Here is a 20,558-nt window from a genome sequence, read left to right as displayed (position 1 = left end):
CGGGTCAGGTGGGACGGCTCAGCTCCGCAGCCCCCACGGTTGCGCGGCGATCTGGTCGGCCGTGGCCCGGTCGAGGGTGCCGACGTCCACCAGCCGGTTCAGCACGTGCGCCTGGCGGGCTCTCGCCCGCTCCGGGTGCACCAGCGGGTCGAAGGCGCTCGGCGCCTGGACCAGGCCCACCAGCAGCGAGGCCTGCGCCCAGTCCAGGTCGGCCGGCCGCCGCCCGAAGTAGCCCTCGGCCGCGGAGCTCACCCCGTAGAAGCCGTGGCCGAAGTACGCCGAGTCCAGGTACATGCGCAGGATGTCCGCGTCGCTCCACGCGCGGTCGACCTTGACGGCCAGCACGACCGCGCGAACCTTGGCCCAGGGGTCGGTGGCGCCGCCCAGGTAGACCATCCGGGCCAGCTGCTGGTGCAGCGTCGAGCCCCCGAGGTCGTCCCCGGTGACCAGGCCGAGCGGGGCCCGCAGGGCGCCGCGCCAGTCGATCCCGATGTGGTCGGCGAAACGGCTGTCCTCGGTCGCCAGCAGCGCGGCGGCGATCGGCTCGGGGATCTCGCCGTCCAGCGGCGTCCCGGACAGCTCGGCCAGCCGCTCGTCCACCCGCGTCCTGGCGTCGGCCACGTCCGGCGTGCCCACCCAGAGCGCAGCGACGGCCACGGTGACCAGCAGGACGAGGGCGAGCAGCAGCCGGCGCCCGTACCTGCGGGACGGGGCGGCGCGGAGGGCGCGGGTGGAGGGCGCGGGGCGCTGCGCGGTCAGGTTCGGCACCCTCTCATCCGATCGCGCGGGACCCCTGTCCCGCGTCGCTCCTCCGGACGATCTTGCTCGATCCCGCGTCATCCCCGGGGATGAGGCCCGTGTCGCGGTCCGGCCAGCCCACGGCGGACAGGTCGACCCGGCCGTTCCTGACCGGCACCCCCTCGGCCGCGAGCAGCTCCAGCTGGCGGACGCGGACCGGCTCCGCGACCGAACCGTCGGCGCGGACGACCCGGAACCAGGCCACCGCTCCCCCGCCCTGCGACAGCGCCCGGGCCACCCGCCGGGGACCGACGCCGACCAGCCGCCCGATCGCGCCGTAGGTGCTCACCCGTCCCGGCGGGATCCGCTCGACGACGTCGAACACCGCCTCGTCGACGTCGAGGGCGGCATCGGACACCCCTCGATCATGGCCGATCGGCCGGCTCAGTAGTCCTTGCGCCCGAACCGGGCGAGCAGCCGCGTCTGGGGCCGCGCCGAGGCCGAGACGTCCAGGGGCGGTGCGAAGAACCCCGGCACGCCGTCCTCCGGCAGCTGCTCGGCGAGCACCAGCGAGGCGGTGACCAGCTCGCCGTCGAGCTCCCGGTCCCCGCCGGTCGCGCGGGCGAGGTCCCAGGCGTGCACGGTGAGGTCGGCGACCATCTCGAGGATGTACTGGCCGGCCGGGGTCGGGCCGCGCTGCAGGTGGACGGTGCGGATCAGGGCGCCGTCCTCGGCGAAGGCCGACAGGGAACCGTCCGCGGCGCTCTCCCAGCCGGTGAGCGGGTCGTCCCCGAGCAGGTCGTTGGTGTCGTCGGGGAAGCGGCCCTCGACGAAGGGCTCGCCGGCCAGCAGCGGTGGCGCCCAGAGGTGCTCGGTGATCAGGTGGGCGACGAGGTCGGCCACCGTCCACCCCGGCAGCGCCTCGTCCGCCCACTGCCCGGGTTTCACCGCGTCCACCCGGTCGGTGAACGTGGCCTGCCCGCGCTGGAACAGCTCGAGCAGCTCGACGGGCGAGAAGTCGGCCATGCAGTCAGTCAAGACGACGACGGCCCGCTCCGCTCCTCGGGGAGCAGTGCGAGCCGTCGATCGGTGGTCGAGCTGTCGATCAGTAGGTGGGCAGCGCCTTGTCGATCCGGGTCGCCCAGGAGGTCACGCCGCCCTGCACGTGGACGGCGTCCTTAAAGCCGGCCTCCTTGACCGCGGCGAGGACCTCCGCCGAGCGCACGCCGGTCTTGCAGTGCAGCACGATCGGCTTGTCGTTCGGCAGCTGCGCCAGCGCGCGGCCCGAGAGGATCTCGTCCTTGGGGATGAGCTTCGCGCCCGGGATGGACACGATCTCGTACTCGTTCGGCTCGCGGACGTCGATCAGCTCGAAGTCCTTGCCGGCGTCCATCATGTCCTTGAGCTCGTCGACGGTGATGGTCGAGCCGGCCGCGGCGATCTGCGCCTCCATCGACACCACGCCGCAGAAGGTCTCGTAGTCGATGAGGCCGGTGATCGGCTCGCCCTCGGGGTCCTTGCGGACCTTGATCTCGCGGAAGGTCATCTCCAGGGCGTCGTAGACCATGAGCCGGCCGAGCAGCGTCTCGCCGATGCCGGTGATCAGCTTGACCGCCTCGGTGGCCTGGATCGCGCCCACCGTCGCGCAGAGGACGCCGAGCACGCCGCCCTCGGCGCAGCTGGGCACCATGCCGGGCGGCGGCGGGACCGGGTAGAGGTCGCGGTAGTTCGGCCCGTGCTCGTCCCAGAAGACCGAGACCTGGCCGTCGAAGCGGTAGATCGAGCCCCACACGTAGGGCTTGCCGAGCAGCACGCACGCGTCGTTGACCATGTAGCGGGTCGCGAAGTTGTCGGTGCCGTCGACGATCAGGTCGTACTGGCCGAAGATCTCCAGCACGTTGTCGTTGTCGAGCCGGGTGTTGTGCAGCCGGACGTCGACGTAGGGGTTGATCTCCTTGATGGAGTCCCGCGCGCTCTCGGCCTTGGAGCGGCCGATGTCGGAGACGCCGTGGATGATCTGCCGCTGCAGGTTCGACTCGTCGACGGTGTCGAACTCGACGATGCCGAGGGTGCCCACGCCGGCCGCGGCCAGGTACATGAGCACCGGCGAGCCGAGGCCACCCGCGCCGACGGCGAGCACCTTGGCGTTCTTCAGCCGCTTCTGCCCGTCCATGCCGACGTCCGGGATGATCAGGTGACGGCTGTAGCGGCGGACCTCGTCGATCGACAGGTCGGCGGCGGGCTCCACCAGGGGTGGCAGGGACACGCGAGCTCCTCGGTGTGGCGGGTTCTCCGGCCTGGACCGGCACGTTCACCGGCACAACCGCGGGCCGCCCACCGCCATTCCCGGCGGCTCGCGCTTCTGCTCGGACCGGTGACCGAGGGGCCGGAGACGCCGTCCTCCCTCGGCATGCGGCGTCCTCCCTCGCCGTCGACCACGAGGGAGGACACCAAATGATCAGGTCACCTGATCATCGCCGAGGACGTCAGGTGGGGTAGGGCCAGGCGTTCTTCGTGCAGCCCCCGAGCCCCAGGGTCTGCTGGACCATGACCGGAGCCAGCTGACCCGGTCCCGGGCAGCTCACGTGGCCCTGGCCGAGCGCGTGCCCCACCTCGTGGTTGACCACGTAGTGGCGGTAGGTCTCGACGTCGCCGTCGTAGTGCGGCACCGCGGTGGCCCACCGGGCCAGGTTGATGACGGCGCGCTCGCCGTAGCGGCAGGACGTGTAGCCGCCGGTGCCGACGCCCGGGCAGTAGCTCTCCATGGAGCCGGGGCTGACCAGGGTCACCTTGAACTCGTACTGCGCGGCGGCCGCCTCGGCCGCGCCGACCCGCTGGAAGGACATCCGGCCGCCGGCGCCCCACGACCGCGGATCACCGAGCGTCGCCTCGACGGCGGCCGCGAAGGCCTGGCCGTCCACCCCGATGCCGTCCTCCACCTCGACCACGAACCGGTTCAGCGGTCCGGTGCCGTACACCGGCCCGGTCCCGTCGACGACGGCGACGGTCCCGGCGCCCTGCTCCACGTACGGCGCCACGGCGGCCTCGGGTGGCGGCGGTGGCGCCTCGGTCGGCTCGGCGTCGCCCTCCGCCGGAGCAGGGGGTGTCACCTCCGGATCGGGCAGGGACACGACCGAGGACGTCGGCTGATCGGTGGTCGAGGCCGCGGGGTCGGCGTTCGTCGTCCCGTGCGCGGCCAGGTCCACGAGCGCGAACAGGGTGGCCACGGTCAGGAAGGGGATGGCGTAGGCGCGCCAGCCGTACCGGCGGGCGAACGCCCGGAGGGGCGCCTCGTGGTGGGTGGTCCGTGCCCTGCGGGGGTCCGGCGTCGCGACGAGCGGACCGGGACGGGAGCGCCGCGGCGGGGTCGCTGCCCGGGTCGCACCGCCGCGGGGGCCCGGCCGGCCGTCGGTGCGGCGTCCCGACACTCCCCGACCCCCTCGCCCCCACCGACCGTCGCGATGACCGCCCGCCAGCGTCTCACGCTCCGCGGCGTGGCGGGGGCAAGCCGGCGTCAGGGATGCGGCAGCCCCTCGAGCATCCCGAGGACGGCGCGGGCGGTGGGCTCGGGGGCCTCCATCATCGCGACGTGCCCGATGCCGTCGAGGAGCCGCAGCCGCGCATCCGGGATCACCGAGGTCAGCCGGGGAGCGAGCGCGGGATCGACGAGCCGGTCCCGGTCACCCCACAGCACCAGCGTCGGCCGCCGCAGCGACGCGGCCATGCGCCAGGCGTTCGCCCGGCCGACCCGGAGGTAGGACGTGATCAGCCCGCGCATGCTGCCTGCCACGGCCCGGTGCGCCCACGGCTGCTCGAGCCGCTCGCGCATCTCCTGGACCGCCTGCTCGACGCGCTCCCCCGGCACCGCGGCCGGATCGCCGAAGCACATGCGGATCATCGCCCGGACGTTCTGCTCGGGGGTCACCCCGGCCAGGCGCCGCTCCGCGAGCGAGGTGGCCCCGGGCAGCACCAGGAGCAGCAGGGCCTTGCTGAACGCGTCGGGCACCCGGTAGACCGGCATCGCCGGCGAGACGAGGGTCAGCGTCGCGACCAGATCGGGTCGGCGGGCGGCGACCACGAGGCTCGCCAGGCCGCCGAGCGAGTTGCCGAGCAGGTGGACGGGCTGTCCCTGTCCCGAGCCGGGTTGCCGGCGGATGTGCTCGAGGACGTCGACGACGGCGCGCACGTGCCCGCGGATCGAGTACCGCTCCCGCGACCGGGGCCGGGAGTGGCCGAACCCCGGCAGGTCGATCGACCAGCCGTCGAGCCGGACGGCCAGCAGCGCGGCCAGGTCGGTCCAGTTGGTGGACGCCCCGCCCAACCCGTGCACGTACAGCGCGCGCTCGCGCAGTGCCGGGTCGTCCGCGCCGTCGACGGGGCCGGTCCAGGGAGTGCGCCGGACGAAGACCTCGCCGCCACTCACCGGCAGCTGCTCACCGGGCCACGGGGGCAGCAGCGAGCCGAGCGACGGCAGCGCGGTCGCCGACTCGACCGCCTCGACGAGGGGTCGGCCGGCGGGCGGTGCGGCGGAGACCGACCTGGTGGGCTCGGGCATCGCGACGACGGTAGACGTGCTCGCACCAGGGCCGATGCCGGGGCCGAACCCGTCGGTAACATCTCGCTGCCATGCATCCCCCACGTCCCGCTCCGACGGTCAACCGCCGGACCACCCGGCTGCCCCGTGGGGCGCGCCGGCTGCAGCTGCTCCGCGCGGCCCAGGACGTGTTCGTCGCCCAGGGCTTCCACGCCGCCGCCATGGACGACATCGCCGACCGCGCCGGGGTGAGCAAGCCGGTCCTCTACCAGCACTTCCCGGGCAAGCGGGAGCTGTACCTCGCCCTGGTCGAGGAGCAGGTGTCCGAGCTGGCCGAGCGGGTCGCGGAGGCCATGGCCGCGACCGACAACAACCGCGCCCGGGTGGACGCCGCGGTCGGGGCCTACTTCGACTTCGTGGACGCCGACGGCGAGGCGTTCCGCCTGGTCTTCGAGTCCGACCTGCGCAACGACGCCGACGTCCGCGCGATCGTCGACCGCGGTACCGGCGTGTGCGTCGAGGCCATCGCCGAGGTGATCGCCGCCGACACCGGCGCGGATCCCGAGCGCGCCCTGCTGCTGGCCTCGGGGCTCACCGGCCTGGCCGAGACCAGCGCCCGCTGGTGGCTGCCCCGCAAGGCGACGGTCTCCCGCGACGAGGCGGTGTCGGTCATGTCCGCCCTGGCCTGGCGCGGCATCTCCGGCTTCCCCCGGATCGACGGGTGACGTGCCGTTCGCTGTCGGCGCACCGCCTCGGCACGCCCGCGGCCCCGTGGCTGGTCTAGCGTTGACGACAGTCGCGAACGAGGAGGCATCGCCCACGTGGAAGTCAAGATCGGCGTCCAGCACTCGCCCAAAGAGCTGATCATCGACAGCCCCAAGACCCCTGACGAGATCGCTGCGGACGTGTCCGCCGCCATGTCCGGGAACAGCAAGGACGGCCTGTTGACGCTGATCGACGAGCGGGGTCGGCGGGTCGTCGTTCCGGTCGACCGCATCGCCTACGTCGAGATCGCGCAGGCCGACCAGCGTCGGGTCGGCTTCATCGCCGGCAGCTAGCAGCCCGAGCACGAAGGGGGCGCCTCCGCACTGCGGGGAGGCGCCCCCTTCTGCATGGTCGTGCCGAGTGGGGCCCGGAGGGTCCCGCGCAGGCGCGACGAACACGCTCCGAGCGGCAGGGGTACGGCTCGTGGCCGCGGTGCGATCCGGAGGACCGCAGTGTCATGGATTGAGGCCGAGGGTCTTCATCCGCTCGGTGTGCGCGGCGGTGATCCGGTCGATGAGCCGGCCGACGCCGGCGAGGTCCCCGGTGCCGGTGATGATCAGCTCGGCCAGCCCGTCGTGCTCTGCGATGACCGCCTGCGACCGCGTGATGGCCTCGCCGACGAGCCGCCGTCCCCACAGGGCCAGCCGGCCGGCGAGCCGCCGGTCGGCCTCGATCGCGGCCCGCACCTCGCGGACGGCGAAGTCGGCGTGCCCGGTGTCGTCGAGCACCTCGAGCACGAGCGCCCGGTCCGGGTCGGGCAGGAAGGCCGCGATCTCCTTGTAGAAGTCGGTGGCCAGCCCGTCCCCGACGTAGGCCTTCACCAGGCCCTCCAGCCAGGTGCTCGGCCGGGTGCTCTCGTGGAAGGTGTCGAGCGCCGAGGTGAACGGCGCCATCGCCGCCGCCGGCTCGGCGCCCAGTTCCACGATCCGCTCCGCGAGCCGCACGTGGTGGCCGATCTCTGCCGCGGCCATCCGGGCGAGCGCGGCGTGACCGGCCAGCGTGGGCGCCAGCCGCGCGTCCTCGGCCAGCCGGTCGAAGGCGGTCAGCTCCGCGTAGGCCAGCACGCCCAGCAGGTCGACGACGGCTCCGGGCTCGTGCTGGCTCAACGCAGGTCTCCTGGTGCTCGGGGGTGCGGGACGGACGCGCCGGGCCCGGGCGGGCGTGGCTCGCGCCACACCGTGCATGCGGCCGCGCCGAGGCTAACCGGTGCCCGCGCTACCATGGCCGCCGGTGGGCCGCACGGCCCGCTGTGTATCTGTGCGCTGACGACCGTCGGACGACGCCCCTGCCGGGCCGTCTCCCGGGCAGTCCGCAGGGACGCCCGGTCATGCTGGCCGCGCGTCGGCGCTGGAGCCCGATCCCGCGACAACCGACCGGGACGCCGCCGACGCCGTTGACTTCCGCCGCCGGAGCAGTCCCCCAGCAGACCAGAGGCGAGAACGCTGACCTCCACCGAGAACACCCCCTTGTCCACCGAGACCCCGGCGACGGAAGCCGTCGCCCTCGAGCACGCCGAGTCCGGCGCCCCCGCGCCCGAGGAGCTCGAGTCGCGGGTCGAGGAGCTCGGCGGCGCGCCCGTCGCCCCCGACAGCCCGCTGTTCAGCGACTTCGACGTGCACCCCGACATCGTCGCCGCGCTGGCCGACGCCGGCATCACCCGCACCTTCGCCATCCAGGAGCTCACCCTCCCGCTGGCGCTGGCCGGCAACGACCTCATCGGTCAGGCCCGCACCGGCACCGGCAAGACCCTCGGCTTCGGCGTCCCGCTGCTGCAGCGCGTCACCCCGCCGGCCGAGGGTGGCGACGGCGTCCCGCAGGCGCTGGTCGTCGTCCCCACCCGCGAGCTGTGCGTGCAGGTCTCCCGCGACCTGGCCACCGCCGGCGCCAAGCGCGGCGTGCGCGTCGAGGCCATCTACGGCGGCCGCGCGTTCGAGCCGCAGATCGAGTCGCTGAAGAAGGGCGTCGAGGTCGTCGTCGGCACCCCCGGCCGGCTGCTCGACCTGGCGCAGCGCGGCGACCTGATCCTCGGCAAGGTCAAGGTGCTCGTCCTCGACGAGGCCGACGAGATGCTCGACCTGGGCTTCCTGCCCGACATCGAGCGGATCCTCGCGATGGTTCCCGAGAAGCGGCAGACGATGCTGTTCTCGGCGACGATGCCCGGCCCGATCGTCACCCTCTCCCGGTCGTTCATGACCCAGCCGACCCACATCCGGGCGCACGGCAACGACGAGGGCTCGACGGTCCCGCAGACCACCCAGTTCATCTACCGGGCCCACAACCTGGACAAGCCCGAGCTGCTCGCCCGCGTGCTGCAGGCCCGCGACCGCGGCCTGGTCATGGTCTTCTGCCGCACCAAGCGCACCGCGCAGAAGGTCGCCGACGAACTGGTCGACCGCGGGTTCGCCGCAGCGGCCGTGCACGGCGACCTCGGCCAGGGCGCCCGCGAGCAGGCGCTGCGCGCCTTCCGCAGCGGCAAGGTCGACGTGCTGGTCGCCACCGACGTCGCCGCTCGCGGCATCGACGTCACCGGGGTCAGCCACGTCGTGAACTACCAGTGCCCCGAGGACGAGAAGACCTACGTGCACCGCATCGGCCGCACCGGGCGTGCCGGTAGCACCGGTGTGGCGGTCACCCTGGTCGACTGGGACGACATCCCCCGGTGGCAGCTGATCAACAAGGCGCTCGACCTGGGCTTCGACGACCCGCCGGAGACCTACTCCACCTCGCCGTGGGTCTACACCGACCTGGACGTCCCCGAGACCGCCACCGGACGCCTCCCCCGCTCGCAGCGCACCCGCGAGGGGCTCGACGCCGAGGTCCTCGAGGACCTGGGCGAGACCGGCAAGCGCAACCGGCCGGCTGTCGGCGACCGAGGTGGCCGCGGACGGCCCGACGGCGAGCGTTCCGGTGACCGGGCTCCCTCCGGCGGCGGCAAGAGCCGACCGCGGCGGCGGACCCGTGGCGGCGGTGGCGGCGACGGCGCGTCGTCGGCGCGGCCGAGTCCCGTCCGGAGGGCGGCGCGCAGGGCGAGAGCGGTGAGAGCGGTGAAGGCGGCGCCAAGCCGCGTCGCCGTCGGCGCCGTCGCGGCGGTGCCGGACGCGGTGGCGCGGAGTCGGCCCCCAGCGCCTGATGGGGAGGTGGCTGGTCCGCCCGCCCCTGCGGGTGTGGGTCTGGATCGCGGCCACCCTGGCCCTCGTCGTCGTCGCGGCGCTGCTGTGGCGCGGATCCGACGCGGCGGCCACCGAGAGCAGGACAGCAGCACCGGCCGACGTCCCCGCGGGGGCGCCGGCCGGTGCCGTCTCCGCCGCCTGGTCGGCCGACGGCGGACCGATGCCGGGCGACGTCGTCGAAGCGGGCCGGGTGGTCGTGGGCTCGACGCACGGGGTGCGGGCCCTGGATCCGCTCACCGGCGAGGCCGCCTGGCACTACACCCGCAGCAACGCCCGGTTGTGCGGGGTCACCGTCACCGACGGCGTCGCCGTCGCGGTCTTCCGGACGGCGCAGCGCTGCGACGAGGCGGTGGCCCTGGACGCGGGCACCGGCGTCCGCACCTGGACCCGCAACCTGGACCTGCGCGGGGACGCCGTGCTCACCTCCGCGCCGTCGATCGTCCTGGCCAGCAGCCCGACCGGTGTGGTGACCCTCGATCCGCTCGGCAACAACATCCGCTGGCGGGCGCGGGCTCCCGAGGGGTGCCGGTGGCTGGATGCCGCGGCCGGCGGCGCCGGGGTCGCGGTCCTGCAGCGGTGCGCGGGCGCCGACCACGGGCAACTGCGCCTCTACGACGGGTTCGAGGGCACCGAGCACTGGACCGTCGACGTCCCGCTCACCAGCGGGGACGACGTCGCGCTGCTCGGTGCCGACGAGCTCGTCGGCGTCCGCGCGGGTGATGAGGTGCGGCTGTTCGCAGCCGCCGGAGGCGCCCCCCGCGCGACCCTCCCCGTCGAACCCGACGCGGCTGTCGGGCAGACGTCGGCGGGCGGTGTCGTCCTCGTGCGGACCGGCAGCACGCTCTCGGCCCTCGACCCCGCCACCGGCGTCCCGAGGTGGAGCGCGCCGGCGAACGGGTTGCCGACGGCAGCCGACGAGCGCCTGGTCGTGCCGGATCCCGACGGCTTCGCCCTGCGGGACGCTCTCACCGGCGCGGAGCTGGACCGCTGGCCGGCGTCGGTGGCGGCGGACGGGGTCGCGACGATCCTGGGACCCGCCGTCGTCCTCCGGCTGGACGACCGGGTGCTCGGCTACCGCTAGTCACCCACCGTGACAGGGCCGGGCACGACGCGGTTCACTGGAACGCATGGTCCTGCCCGGTGCTCCCGACTCCGCTTCCCCGCCCGCCGTCGCCCCGACCGATCTGCGCCAGCTGGCCGATCACGGCGCCGACGCGCGCACCTTCCAGGGCGGCGCCGGCCCGCTCGCCGCGCTGGACACCGGCCCGGGGAGCCGCGGCACGGTGCTCATGGTCGCCGGCTACACCGGCAGCAAGGAGGACTTCGCCCCGCTGCTCGCCCCGCTGGCCGAGACCGGCTACCGGGTGGTGGCCATCGACCAGCGCGGGCAGTACGAGTCGCCGGGACCCGACGACCCCGCCCGGTACTCGGTGGCCGAGCTCGGGGACGACGTCGTCGCGGTGGCCCGCGAGCTCGCCGCGGAGGACGCCGGCCCGCTGCACCTGCTGGGGCACAGCTTCGGCGGGCTGGTCACCCGGGCGGCGGTGCTGGCCGCGCCGGAGCTGTTCACCTCGTTCACCCTGATGGGCTCCGGGCCGGCGCAACTCACCGGCGGCCGCGCGGAGCTGCTGGACCACCTCGGTCCGCTGCTCGAGGCCGGCGGGGTGGCGCTGGTGCACGAGACGATGGAGCAGCTGGCCATGACCGATCCCAAGGCGCAGGCGGTGCCGGCACCGACGCGGGAGTTCTACGCCCGCCGGTTCCTGAGCAACTCCGCGGCCGGGCTGCGGGGCATGGCCGACGCGATGCTCGCCGAGCCGGACCGGGTGGCCGAGCTGAAGGCGACCGGGGTTCCGGTGCTCGTGCTGCACGGAGAGGCCGACGACGCCTGGATGCCGCACGTGCAGGCCGACATGGCCGAGCGGCTGGGTGCCCGCTACGCGGTGATCGAGGACTCCATCCACTCCCCCGCCGTCGAGAACCCCGGCCGGACGCTCGCGGTGCTCGGCGAGTTCTGGTCGGCCGTCCCGGTCCCGCGGTGAACCGTCTGCCGACGCGGTCGGACTGGACCGCGGCGGAGGACCACCTCGGGTTCTTCGGGCCCGGCAGCCTGACGTGGCGGGTGCACGCCGATCCCACCTTCTCCGTGGGTGGGCTGCGGGCCCTGCTGCTGCAGGCCCTGCACCCGGTGGCGATGGACGGCGTCGCCCGCAACTCGCTCGGCTTCACCGACGAGCCCTGGCCACGGCTGATCCGCACCGCCACCTACGTCGACACCCTCACATTCGGCACCCGGACCGAGGCGGTACGGGCGGCGGCCCGGGTGCGGGGCATCCACCGGCGCCTGGGCGGCACCGAGGAGACCACCGGCCGCACCTACCGGGTCGACGACCCCGACCTGCTGCTGTGGGTGCACTGCTGCGAGATCGACTCCTTCCTGTCGGTGGCCCGCCGGGCGGGTCTGCCGCTCACCGACGCGGACGCCGACACCTACGTCGCCGAGCAGGTCACCGCGGCGGAGCTGATCGGGCTCGACGCCGGCGACGTGCCCTCCTCCGTCGCCGAGCTCGCCGGCTACTTCGCCCGGATGCGACCGCAGCTGGCGGTCACGCCCGCGGCCCGGGACGCCTACCGGCTGGTCGTCCTGCCCCCGATGCCCACGTGGGTGCGCTTCCTGACCCCCGCGCAGCCGGCCTGGGGCGGGCTGGCCTCGCTCGCGGTGGCCCTGCTGCCGGCCTGGGCGCGCCGGCTGTACTCGCTGCCGGGGCTCGCGATCACCGACGTGCCGGCGACGGCGGCGGTGACCGCCTTCCGCCAGGCTCTGCTGCGGCTGCCGCGGCGCGCGCAGCGTTCGCCGATCGTCTGGGGCGGCTTCGAGCGGGTGGGAGCCGAGCGGCTGAGCGCCTGAGCTCAGGGGGCCAGGTGCGCCCGAGCCGTGGTGATGACCGTCTCGGCCACCCGGTCGAGCGCCGGGGAGTTCAGCCGCCACTGCTGCCAGTAGAGGACGACGTCGGTGGCGCCGTCGGCATCCAGCTCGACCAGCTCGCCGCCGCCGGGTCCGGCAGCCTGGGCCAGCTGGAGGTCCGGCACGGCCCCCCAGCCCAGCCCCAGGCGGACCGCCCGCAGATGGTCGGCCGACGACGGCACATGGTGAACTGCCGGATGGGTGATCCCGTGCCGTCGGAGGTACGCGTGCTGCAGGTCGTCGTCGCGGTCGAAGACGACGACGGGGGCGACCGCGAGGGCATCGGCCGTGACTCCTCCGGGGAACCATCGCCCGGCGAAGGCCGCGGTGGCCATCGGCCGGTAGCGCATGACCCCGAGCCTGACCGCGCGGCACCCGGGAACCGGCTCGGACGCCGCCGTGACAGCCGCCATGACGGTGCCGTCTCGGAGCAGGTCGCTGGTGCGCTCCTGGTCGGCGCTGTGCAGGTCGAAGCGGTGTTCCGCGGCCAGGGGGGCCAGCGCCGGGAGCAGCCAGGTCGCCAGCGAGTCCGCGTTCACCGCGAGGGGCACCGTGACCGGTGCGCCGCTCGTGCCGTCGGTGCGCAGCTCCCGCGCGGCGTCGGCGGCGAGCAGCTCCACCTGGCGGGCGAGGCGGAGCACCGCCGCCCCGGCCGCCGTGACGCGGACCGGCCTGGAGCGGACGAGCAGCACGCGCCCGGTGGCCGCTTCGAGCGCCTTGAGCCGTTGGCTCACCGCGGACGGGGTCACGTGCAGCTCGCGCGCGGCCCCGTCGAGCGAGCCGGTGAGCACCGCAGCCGCGAGCGCCTTCAGCTGCCCGAGCTCCACATCCACATGAGGAACGCTACAGCTGCTGAAGAATCCTGAGCTGGGCTTGGGGTTCCCTTCTTCCTACGGTTGCCGGGTGCTCTCCTCCCCTGCCTGGACCGCAGCCTTCGCCGGCATGGGTCTCGGGCTGTCGCTCATCGTCGCGATCGGTGCCCAGAACGCCTTCGTCCTTCGCCAGGGCCTCCGGCTCGAGCACGTCGGCGTGGTCGTGGCCGTCTGCGCCCTCTCCGATGTGGCGTTGATCTACGCCGGCGTCCTGGGGGCGGGCACGCTGGTCCTGAGCCGTCCGGGCCTGCTGACGGTGGTGTGCTTCGCCGGCGCTGCCTTCCTGCTGGTCTACGGCGTCCTGGCCGCTCGGCGAGCACTGCGCCCCTCGGGTGCCCTGGAGGCCGACGCGTCGGGTGCGCGCACGGCCCTGGCGGTCACGGTCGCGACCTGCCTGGGACTGACCTGGCTCAACCCGCACGTCTACCTGGACACCGTCGTCCTCCTCGGCTCGCTGTCGACGACCTACGAGCAGCACCGCTGGTGGTTCGCGACCGGAGCCGCGGTGGGCAGCGCGCTGTGGTTCACCGGCCTCGGCTTCGGCGCCCGGCTGCTGCGGCCGATCTTCGCGCGGCGCGGGGCATGGCGCGTGCTCGATGCGGTCATCGCGGTCGTCATGGCCGCGCTGGGGATCTCGCTCGCCGTCCGGGGGGTCTCAGGCGGCTGAGCCGTCGTCCTCGGACAGGAAGCTCCACGGCTCGCGGGCCGGGCCCGCCGCCTGACCGGGCGGGCAGGCGGACCGGAAGTCGCACCAGCCGCACTGCCGGCCGGGCACCGCCGGGAAGGCGTCGTCGGCGTCCTGGCCGGCGGCCACCGCCTCGGTCGCCGCCTGGATGTCGATCGCGACGTCCTCCGCCCGGCGGGCGTGGTTGGCCAGGGAGCGCTCGGTGTGGTCGAAGCCGGCGACGGTGCCGCTGGGCAGGTGGTGCAGCTCGACCCGCGAGCACGGACGGCGCAGCGTGCGGCGGACGGCGAGCACGTAGAGCGCCAGCGCCTGCGAGCCGCGCGCCTCGTCGTCGGTGCTCGGGATGCGGCCGGTCTTGTAGTCGACGACGACGAGTTCCTCGCCGCGCTCGTCGATGCGGTCGACCCGGCCGGACAGGGTGAGCCGCTCGGTGGTGGTGCTGACGGTCCGCTCCCGGGCCCGCGGCTCGACGGTCGGGTCGAGCTCGGCGACGTAGTCGGTCAGCCAGCCGGCCGCGCGGGCCCGCCAGCGCTCGGACTGCTCGCCGTCGCGGAACCCGGCCGGCGTCCACGCCGCGTACAGCAGCTGCCGGGCCGCGGCGGGCGTGCGCCGCTCGACCGGCAGGTCGTACCACTGGGCCAGCGCCTGGTGCAGCGCCGTGCCGACGCTGTGGTGCGCGAACCGCGGGCCGCGGGGCGGCGACGGGCGGTCGACGTTGGCGAACCGGTAGCGGCGGGGGCAGTCGGAGAAATCGGCCAGCGACTTCGGGCTCGCGCGCAGCAGCCGCCGCGGCATGCCGGGCAGGACCGTCTGCCCGCCGTCGGTCGGGTTGCGCATGCCCGCCACGGTAGCCAGCGGGTACGACGATCCGGTGTCAGCCGGTGGACGGCGCGGTGCCGGTGCCGGCGTCGAGCAGCGCCTCGAACTGCTCGGGCGCGGTGGTGCAGGCGCCGATGGGCGTCGTCTTGTTGGTGCCGTGGTAGTCGCTGGAGCCGGTGACGATCAGCCCGAGCTCCCGCGCCAGCCCCCGCAGGTGCTCCCGCTCCGCCTCGCTGTGGTCGGGGTGGTCGACCTCCAGGCCGACGAGCCCCGCCTCGACCATCGCGCCGATGGCGTCGTCGCCGACGACGCGGCCCCGCTTGGTGGCCAGCCCGTGCGCGAACACCGGGACGCCGCCGGCGGCACGGACCAGCGCGATGCCCTGGCGCACCTCGGTGTCGGCCTTGGTCACGTAGTAGGGGCTGCGGTGGTGCAGCAGCGAGGCGAACGCGGCGTCGACCGAGTCGACGACCCCGGCGCGCACGAGGGCACGCGCCACGTGCGGCCGGCCGACCACCCCGCCGGCCGAGGCCGCGAGGATCTCGGGCCAGTCGACCGGGTAGCCGTCGGCGGCCAGCGCCTCGACGATCCGCTGCCCGCGCCCGAGCCGCTCGGCGCGCAGCCGTTCCCGTTCGGCGGCCAGCGCGGGGTGCGCGGGGTCGAACAGGTAGGCCAGCAGGTGGACGCTGATCGGGGGCTGGTCGGCGGGGAACCAGCGGCAGGACAGCTCCATGCCCGGCACGACGGTGAGCCCGGCGGGGCGGGCGTCCGCGGCCTCCGCCCACCCGTCGGTGGTGTCGTGGTCGGTCAGCGCGACGACGTCCAGCCCGGCGGCGCGTGCGGTGCGCACGAGCTCGGCCGGCGTCTCGGTGCCGTCGGACACCGAGGAGTGGGTGTGCAGGTCGATCCGCATCACCGCCCACCCTGCCGCACCGCGCGGCCGGCCACCCGTCAGCCCCGGCCGGCGTGGCGGCTCAGGGCCGGTCCGGCAGCGGTTGCGTGTCGTGGGTCGTGCCGGCCGCCGGCCGTGGCGGGGGCGGCGGCGGATCGGGATTGCCCTCGTCGTCGCCGGTCGCCGCCCCACCCCAGTCGCTGGCGAACAGCAGCGCGCTGACCGCCCGGTAGACGACCTTCGCGTCCGGCATGAAGGTGATGTGCCGCAGCGCCTGGTCCTGGCCGGCCGACTCGAACCGGAAGCTGCCGTAGCCGAGGATCTGCCCGAAGAACGTCTCCTCCCACGTGAGGTCGGTGATGCGGCGCAGCGGCAGCAGCGTGACGGTCCGGACGATCACGCCGGAGGTGAGCAGCACCCGCCGTCGGGTGACGATGAAGTGCCGCATCCACCACTCGCCCACGCGCAGCCCGTAGTAGGTCAGGGCGCCGAGCACGATCACGAGCCCCACCGCGCTGGTGAACCCGTTCTCCGGGTCGAACAGGAAGATCCACCCACCGACCAGGAACACCGGCAGGAACCGGAGGGTCGGCTCGATGAGGACCGCCCAGTGCCGCCGCGTCGCCAGCACCACCTGCTCGTCGTCGAGCAGGTACTTGGCGGCGTCCTTGCTGGCGCGGCCCGGGAGGACGGGAGGCGCGGACACGGACCTCAGGCCAGCGAGGAGACGAACTCGGAGAACGACGCGGCGGCGTCACCGAGCGCCGTGCCGGCGGTGCGGACCATCTCGGCGGAGTCCTCGGGGTTCTGGATGACGTACCAGACCACGAAGGCGATCACCAGCCAGGTGAGGACCTTCTTGAGGTTCACCGCACCTCCTGGGCGCTCGAACGGGCAGGCCGGGGCGAACACCGGACCTACGTGGGAAGACCCGCCCGGACCTGCGGCGGACGCGTTCGTCACATGGGTAACACAGGCCCCGGGCGTCGCAGGGTCGACGCGCCGATCATCCCCGACCGCGCGTCCTCGCGTCAGCGGCCGGGCAGCAGGTGCTCGCTGGGCGGGCCAAGCGGCAGGTCGGGGTAGATGCGTTCGCGCAGGTCGAGCAGCCTCGGCTCCTCGGCCAGCAGCCAGGCGGCGTCCATCGGCCAGAGCACCAGCCAGAGCCACACGCCGTAGGCCTCCCCGACGAAGGCCGCCCGGTCGTCGGACGTCGGCACCGCCCAGAGCGGCGCCCGCTGACCGGCGGCCTCGACGGCGACCGACGACGGGCCCTCGATGACGTCGCCGGGATCGGGCCCCGGCAGCCCGGCGTAGCCGCAGCCGACCCCGGTGCCGGGCTCCTCGGCCACGAGCACCAGCTCCGCCGAACCGCCCAGCGGCGCGGGCCCGGCGGTGTCGACGACGATGGCGCGGGCGCCGGGCTCACCGCCCCAGGCCAGGCCGGTCACCGACCAGCCGGCGGGCATGGGATCGGGCACCCACGCCGGCACGCGCGCATCGGCGGTCACCGCCGCGAGCGCGTCGTGTGCGACCAGCACCGTGTGGTGCAGCGGGGTGACCGCGCCGTGCACGTGGCACCACCCCTGCGCCGACGCACCGGGGCGGACCTGCACCTCCTCGCCGCAGCGGGGGCAGACCGGGGAGACGCTCATCGGGATTCACCGTCCTGTGACCGGCCGCGATCGTCAAGCGCTGCACCGACGGATGGACCCGGGCCCGTAGCGTGCCGGTCGTGACCGCGGACCTGCCGGTGGTGCCCTGCGTCGGGGCGGTGGTGCTGGACGACGCCGGACGGCTGCTGCTCATCCGGCGAGGTCACGCGCCCTCGGCCGGGCTCTGGTCGGTGCCCGGCGGGCGCGTGGAGGCCGGCGAGACGCTGACCGACGCCGTCGTGCGGGAGGTGCGCGAGGAGACCGGTCTGGCCGTCCGTCCGGACGCCGTCGTCGGTCGGCTCTCGATCCCGGGCGACGGCGTCGTCTACGAGGTGACCGACTTCGCCTGCACCCTGCTGGAGCCGGGCGCCGAGCCGGTGCCCGGTGACGACGCCGACGACGCGCTGTTCGCCGACGCCGCCACCCTGGACCGGCTGCCGAGCACCCCGCGCCTGCTGGAGACCCTGCGGCAGTGGGGCGCGCTGCCCTGAGCGGGGGCGGTCAGCCGCGGGGCGTGGGCTCCGGGCGACCGGGCTGCTCGCCGCCGCGGGCCTCGCCGTAGGAGCGCTTGGGCACCATGACCTTGCGGCGGAAGATGCAGACGACGGTGCCGTCCTGCTTGTAGCCGATCGTCTCGACGTGGACGATGCCGCGGTCGTCCTTGGACTTGGACTCGGTCTTGTCCAGCACCGTCGTCTCGCCGTAGATCGTGTCGCCGTGGAACGTCGGCGCCACGTGCCGCAGCGACTCGATCTCCAGGTTCGCGATCGCCTTGCCGGAGACGTCCGGCACGCTCATGCCGAGCAGCAGCGAGTAGACGTAGTTGCCCACGACGACGTTCTTGCCGAAGTCGGTGGTCTTCTCCGCGTAGTTCACGTCCAGGTGCAGCGGGTGGTGGTTCATCGTGATGAGGCAGAAGAGGTGGTCGTCGTACTCGGTGACGGTCTTCCCCGGCCAGTGCTTGTAGACCGCGCCGACCTCGAACTCCTCGTAGTACCGACCGAACTGCATGTGCTGCTCCTGACCTCGAAGGACCCGCCTGGACTGCCGGCGATCCTACGGAGGGCCCCACGCCCCCCGTCCCGCGACCGCCGAGATCTGCACACTCGGGGCTTTCGGCGCCTCGAAAGCCCCGAGTGTGCAGATCTCGCGGAGGTTCGGTCGAGGGGCACCCGGGCGGGGGCGGCTGCTCAGAGCAGTTCGAGGGCCGGGCCCAGCTCCTGCGTGGCGTACCAGGCGAGCTCGTGCCCTTCGGCCTGGTCGACGACGAACTGCGCGTCCTCGCTGCCGAGGTCGGCCTCCAGCACCACGTTCACCGCGGCACGGACGTCGTCCTCGGCGTCGCCGTCGTCGATGTGCGCGCTGGCCACGTCCTGCATGCGGACGTCGGCGGACACCCGCACGGCACCGCGCTCGACGTGCGGGTCGTCCATCGGCGCGACCTCGCCGTCCGGCACGTCGGCGGCCAGGACGACCCGCCGGCGGACGGCCAGCGGATCGACGTCGAGCATCCGCAGGCTGGCGCGCGCCGCGGCGAGCAGCGCGGCGTACTCGAGTTCCTCGAGGTCGGCCCGCGGGTCGCTGCGCTCGTAGAACTCGCGCAACTGCGGGGTGACCGCGAACGCCGTGTGCGGACCGGGCAGCCGGCCCTCGTCCACCAGCGTCCGCAGCACCGTCGTCGTGGCCGGCAGGTACACGCGCACCCGGGCGCCTCCTCGCGTCGATGGATCGGTCGACGGTATCCCGGCCGTCAGCCGGCGGCCTCGAGCAGGGCCTCGACCTCCTGCTCGACCAGATCGGCGAGCACGTCCACGTCGCCGACGCTGTCCCTGTCGGCGTTGAACCCGAAGAAGACGGTGCCGTGGTAGCTGGTCATCCCGATCGACAGCCCCTGACCGCGGACCAGCGGCACGATCGGGAAGACCTCGCGCATCAGCCCGCCGGCCGCGTACAGCGGGACCTGCGGCCCGGGCACGTTCGTGATCACGAGGTTGAACAGCCGCCGCGAGAGCCCGCGCGCCGCCCGCGCGCCGAGCGCGTGCAGCGTCGACGGGGCGAAGCCGGTGAGCGCGATCAGCTGGTCGGCGTCCACCGACCGGCCCGGGGAACCGATGCCGCGCATCGCGTACGCCAGTCGGGCCAGCCGGACCCGCGGGTTGGGCTCCCCGACCGGCAGCTCCACCAGCCGCGAGGAGACCCTGGTGCTGGACAGCCCGTCGTCGTCCTGCAGGGCCACCGGGACCAGCGCCCGCACCGAGCTCCCGCCGCCGACCGGTTCCCCCCGGGAGAGCAACCACTCGCGCAGCGCCCCGGTCACCGCGGTGAGGAGGACGTCGTTGACGGTGCCGCCGTGCACCGAGCGGATCCGCTTGACGTCGTCGAGGCGGGCGCGGGCGACCGCGACCCGGCGCTGGCGCCCCACCGGTGCGTTGAGCGGGCCGTGCGGCGCGGGGAGGACCGTGGACCGCACCGCCCGCAGCAGCCCGCCGGCGACGCTCCCGATCCGGCCGGCGGTGGTACGCAGGTCGGTCACGGCCGCCTTGCCCGCCTCGACCAGCGTCGAGGGGCGACGCAGGTACTCGTCCAGCGCCTGCAGCACCAGCTCCGTGCCGCGCGGAGCCCGCGCGGGCTCCCAGTCGACCGGCTCGGGCACGGGGGCGTCGGGATCGACGTCGAGCAGGACCTGGCCGATGTCGATGGCGCTGAGCCCGTCGACCAGGGCGGGATGGGTCTTGGTCATCACCGCGACGCGGTCGCCCTCGAGGCCCTCGATCAGGTAGGCCTCCCACAGCGGGCGGTTGCGGTCCAGCGGCCGGGACGCCAGCCGCGACACGAGGTCGAGCAGCTGCGCCTCGGTGCCGGGACGGGGCAGGCCCGACCGGCGCACGTGGTAGGCGAGGTCGAAGTCCTGATCGTCCACCCAGACGGGGTCGGCGAGGTGGGCCGGAACCACGGCGATCCGCTGTCGGTAGCGGGGCACGAGGGCGAGCCGCGCCGCCACCAGCGCGGCCAGGGCGTCCACGCCGCCCGGCGGCGTCTCGAGCACGAGGAGGCCGCCGACGTGCATCGGGGTGCCCGGCTCGTCCAGGTACACGAACGACGCGTCCAGGGCACTCAGCCGCTCGACCATCGCACTCCTCAGGGTCGGGGCCGGGAGCTCACGCTACGACGGACGGCCGGCGCGGGCACCCGGTCATCAGCTCGCCCGCGCACGTCGCATCCCCCGGCGGCCGGGAGCCGGCTCGGGGACGTCGGCCAGGGTCGCCGCCAGGGTCCGGAGCGCGGCCCGCAGCGGCGACCCGGGGGCCGCCTCGGCCAGCGCAGCCCCGCCGCCAGGGCGGCATCGGTCGCCCGGCGGTCGGCCGGGAGGAAGTGGGCTGGCTCGCGGCCGGCGAACCGCTCCAGGGCCGCGCCGATCTCCCGGCGCGGGTCCCGGGAACCGGTCCGCGCCGGACCTGGTGAC

23 protein-coding genes and 1 pseudogene are annotated in these 20,558 nt (G+C 74.5%); 8 read left to right on the top strand and 16 right to left on the bottom strand.

Going from position 1 to position 20,558, the window contains the following annotated elements; genetic code table 11:
• Window positions 1-18: 18 nt before the first annotated feature.
• The 6 genes from A6V29_RS16530 to A6V29_RS16505 form a co-directional block, all read right to left on the bottom strand.
• Window positions 19-768 (bottom strand): biosynthetic peptidoglycan transglycosylase, encoded by a 750-nt coding sequence (locus tag A6V29_RS16530; RefSeq protein ID WP_170977915.1) that lies wholly within the window; start codon window positions 766-768, stop codon window positions 19-21.
• Window positions 769-772: 4 nt separating this feature from the next.
• Window positions 773-1,156: an MGMT family protein gene (locus A6V29_RS16525; RefSeq protein WP_137161311.1), complete on the bottom strand. Its 384-nt coding sequence runs from the start codon at window positions 1,154-1,156 to the stop codon at window positions 773-775.
• A gap of 26 nt (window positions 1,157-1,182) precedes the next feature.
• Window positions 1,183-1,764: a TIGR03086 family metal-binding protein gene (locus tag A6V29_RS16520; RefSeq protein ID WP_137161310.1), complete on the bottom strand. Its 582-nt coding sequence runs from the start codon at window positions 1,762-1,764 to the stop codon at window positions 1,183-1,185.
• Window positions 1,765-1,843: 79 nt separating this feature from the next.
• Window positions 1,844-3,004 carry an adenylyltransferase/sulfurtransferase MoeZ gene (gene moeZ / locus A6V29_RS16515; RefSeq protein ID WP_137161309.1) on the bottom strand — a complete coding sequence of 387 codons (1,161 nt, stop codon included), beginning with the start codon at window positions 3,002-3,004 and terminating at the stop codon, window positions 1,844-1,846.
• A 220-nt stretch (window positions 3,005-3,224) separates the two neighbouring features.
• Complete coding sequence (locus A6V29_RS16510) at window positions 3,225-4,166, bottom strand: DUF3152 domain-containing protein (RefSeq protein WP_137161308.1); 942 nt, start codon at window positions 4,164-4,166, stop codon at window positions 3,225-3,227.
• A gap of 86 nt (window positions 4,167-4,252) precedes the next feature.
• Window positions 4,253-5,293, bottom strand: coding sequence for an alpha/beta fold hydrolase (locus tag A6V29_RS16505; RefSeq protein ID WP_137161307.1), 1,041 nt, complete (start codon window positions 5,291-5,293; stop codon window positions 4,253-4,255).
• A gap of 71 nt (window positions 5,294-5,364) precedes the next feature.
• On the opposite strand from A6V29_RS16505, the gene A6V29_RS16500 reads away from it, so the two are divergent.
• Window positions 5,365-5,997, top strand: a complete 633-nt coding sequence (locus tag A6V29_RS16500; RefSeq protein ID WP_137161306.1) for a TetR/AcrR family transcriptional regulator — start codon at window positions 5,365-5,367, stop codon at window positions 5,995-5,997.
• Window positions 5,998-6,093: 96 nt separating this feature from the next.
• The gene (locus tag A6V29_RS16495) at window positions 6,094-6,330 is read left to right on the top strand and encodes a DUF3107 domain-containing protein (protein WP_137161305.1); all 237 of its coding nucleotides are present in this window, start codon (window positions 6,094-6,096) and stop codon (window positions 6,328-6,330) included.
• Between the two features lie 162 nt (window positions 6,331-6,492).
• Here the strand turns inward: A6V29_RS16495 and A6V29_RS16490 are convergent, their stop codons facing one another.
• On the bottom strand, window positions 6,493-7,143 hold the full coding sequence (locus tag A6V29_RS16490) for a ferritin-like fold-containing protein (protein WP_249933296.1): 651 nt from the start codon (window positions 7,141-7,143) through the stop codon (window positions 6,493-6,495).
• Between the two features lie 507 nt (window positions 7,144-7,650).
• Between A6V29_RS16490 and A6V29_RS21775 the strand changes: the two are divergent.
• The 4 genes and pseudogenes from A6V29_RS21775 to A6V29_RS16470 all read left to right on the top strand — a co-directional run.
• Window positions 7,651-8,589 (top strand): annotated as a pseudogene (locus A6V29_RS21775) (DEAD/DEAH box helicase); the annotation flags it as partial.
• Between the two features lie 577 nt (window positions 8,590-9,166).
• Complete coding sequence (locus A6V29_RS16480) at window positions 9,167-10,288, top strand: outer membrane protein assembly factor BamB family protein (protein WP_249933295.1); 1,122 nt, start codon at window positions 9,167-9,169, stop codon at window positions 10,286-10,288.
• Window positions 10,289-10,334: 46 nt separating this feature from the next.
• Window positions 10,335-11,249: an alpha/beta fold hydrolase gene (locus A6V29_RS16475; protein ID WP_137161303.1), complete on the top strand. Its 915-nt coding sequence runs from the start codon at window positions 10,335-10,337 to the stop codon at window positions 11,247-11,249.
• Complete coding sequence (locus A6V29_RS16470; RefSeq protein ID WP_137161302.1) at window positions 11,246-12,115, top strand: oxygenase MpaB family protein; 870 nt, start codon at window positions 11,246-11,248, stop codon at window positions 12,113-12,115. Before A6V29_RS16475 ends, A6V29_RS16470 begins: the two co-directional genes overlap by 4 nt.
• A gap of 2 nt (window positions 12,116-12,117) precedes the next feature.
• Here A6V29_RS16470 and A6V29_RS16465 read toward each other — a convergent pair whose 3' ends face one another.
• Window positions 12,118-13,005 (bottom strand): LysR family transcriptional regulator ArgP, encoded by an 888-nt coding sequence (locus A6V29_RS16465; protein WP_137161301.1) that lies wholly within the window; start codon window positions 13,003-13,005, stop codon window positions 12,118-12,120.
• 70 nt (window positions 13,006-13,075) lie between these two features.
• Here A6V29_RS16465 and A6V29_RS16460 point away from each other — a divergent pair, with 70 nt between their 5' ends.
• A complete protein-coding gene (locus A6V29_RS16460; RefSeq protein ID WP_249933294.1) occupies window positions 13,076-13,711 on the top strand; it encodes a LysE/ArgO family amino acid transporter in 636 nt (211 codons plus the stop codon).
• Here the strand turns inward: A6V29_RS16460 and A6V29_RS16455 are convergent.
• From A6V29_RS16455 to A6V29_RS16440, 5 genes are all read right to left on the bottom strand, one after another.
• Complete coding sequence (locus A6V29_RS16455; protein ID WP_249933293.1) at window positions 13,700-14,566, bottom strand: RecB family exonuclease; 867 nt, start codon at window positions 14,564-14,566, stop codon at window positions 13,700-13,702. The two genes, A6V29_RS16460 and A6V29_RS16455, sit on opposite strands and share 12 nt — an antisense overlap.
• Window positions 14,567-14,603: 37 nt before the next feature.
• Window positions 14,604-15,461, bottom strand: coding sequence for a PHP domain-containing protein (locus tag A6V29_RS16450; protein ID WP_137161300.1), 858 nt, complete (start codon window positions 15,459-15,461; stop codon window positions 14,604-14,606).
• A 61-nt stretch (window positions 15,462-15,522) separates the two neighbouring features.
• The gene (locus A6V29_RS16445) at window positions 15,523-16,146 is read right to left on the bottom strand and encodes a PH domain-containing protein (RefSeq protein WP_137161299.1); all 624 of its coding nucleotides are present in this window, start codon (window positions 16,144-16,146) and stop codon (window positions 15,523-15,525) included.
• A gap of 5 nt (window positions 16,147-16,151) precedes the next feature.
• Window positions 16,152-16,310, bottom strand: coding sequence for a hypothetical protein (locus tag A6V29_RS21055; RefSeq protein WP_170977914.1), 159 nt, complete (start codon window positions 16,308-16,310; stop codon window positions 16,152-16,154).
• A gap of 161 nt (window positions 16,311-16,471) precedes the next feature.
• Window positions 16,472-17,095, bottom strand: coding sequence for a DUF6758 family protein (locus tag A6V29_RS16440; protein ID WP_137161298.1), 624 nt, complete (start codon window positions 17,093-17,095; stop codon window positions 16,472-16,474).
• Between the two features lie 80 nt (window positions 17,096-17,175).
• Between A6V29_RS16440 and A6V29_RS16435 the strand changes: the two genes are divergently transcribed.
• The gene (locus tag A6V29_RS16435; protein ID WP_137161297.1) at window positions 17,176-17,586 is read left to right on the top strand and encodes an NUDIX domain-containing protein; all 411 of its coding nucleotides are present in this window, start codon (window positions 17,176-17,178) and stop codon (window positions 17,584-17,586) included.
• Between the two features lie 10 nt (window positions 17,587-17,596).
• Here the strand turns inward: A6V29_RS16435 and A6V29_RS16430 are convergent, their stop codons facing one another.
• The 3 genes from A6V29_RS16430 to A6V29_RS16420 form a co-directional block, all read right to left on the bottom strand.
• Complete coding sequence (locus A6V29_RS16430; protein WP_137161296.1) at window positions 17,597-18,106, bottom strand: MaoC family dehydratase; 510 nt, start codon at window positions 18,104-18,106, stop codon at window positions 17,597-17,599.
• A 179-nt stretch (window positions 18,107-18,285) separates the two neighbouring features.
• Window positions 18,286-18,798, bottom strand: coding sequence for a DUF6912 family protein (locus A6V29_RS16425; RefSeq protein WP_137161295.1), 513 nt, complete (start codon window positions 18,796-18,798; stop codon window positions 18,286-18,288).
• A gap of 47 nt (window positions 18,799-18,845) precedes the next feature.
• A complete protein-coding gene (locus A6V29_RS16420; protein WP_137161294.1) occupies window positions 18,846-20,225 on the bottom strand; it encodes a WS/DGAT/MGAT family O-acyltransferase in 1,380 nt (459 codons plus the stop codon).
• Window positions 20,226-20,558 lie beyond the last annotated feature (333 nt).

This window comes from Blastococcus sp. CCUG 61487 (genome assembly GCF_005222955.1).
GTDB lineage: Bacteria > Actinomycetota > Actinomycetes > Mycobacteriales > Geodermatophilaceae > Blastococcus.
The sequence above is the reverse complement of the archived record's forward strand: the minus strand, read 5'-3'. Positions and strand labels throughout refer to the sequence as shown.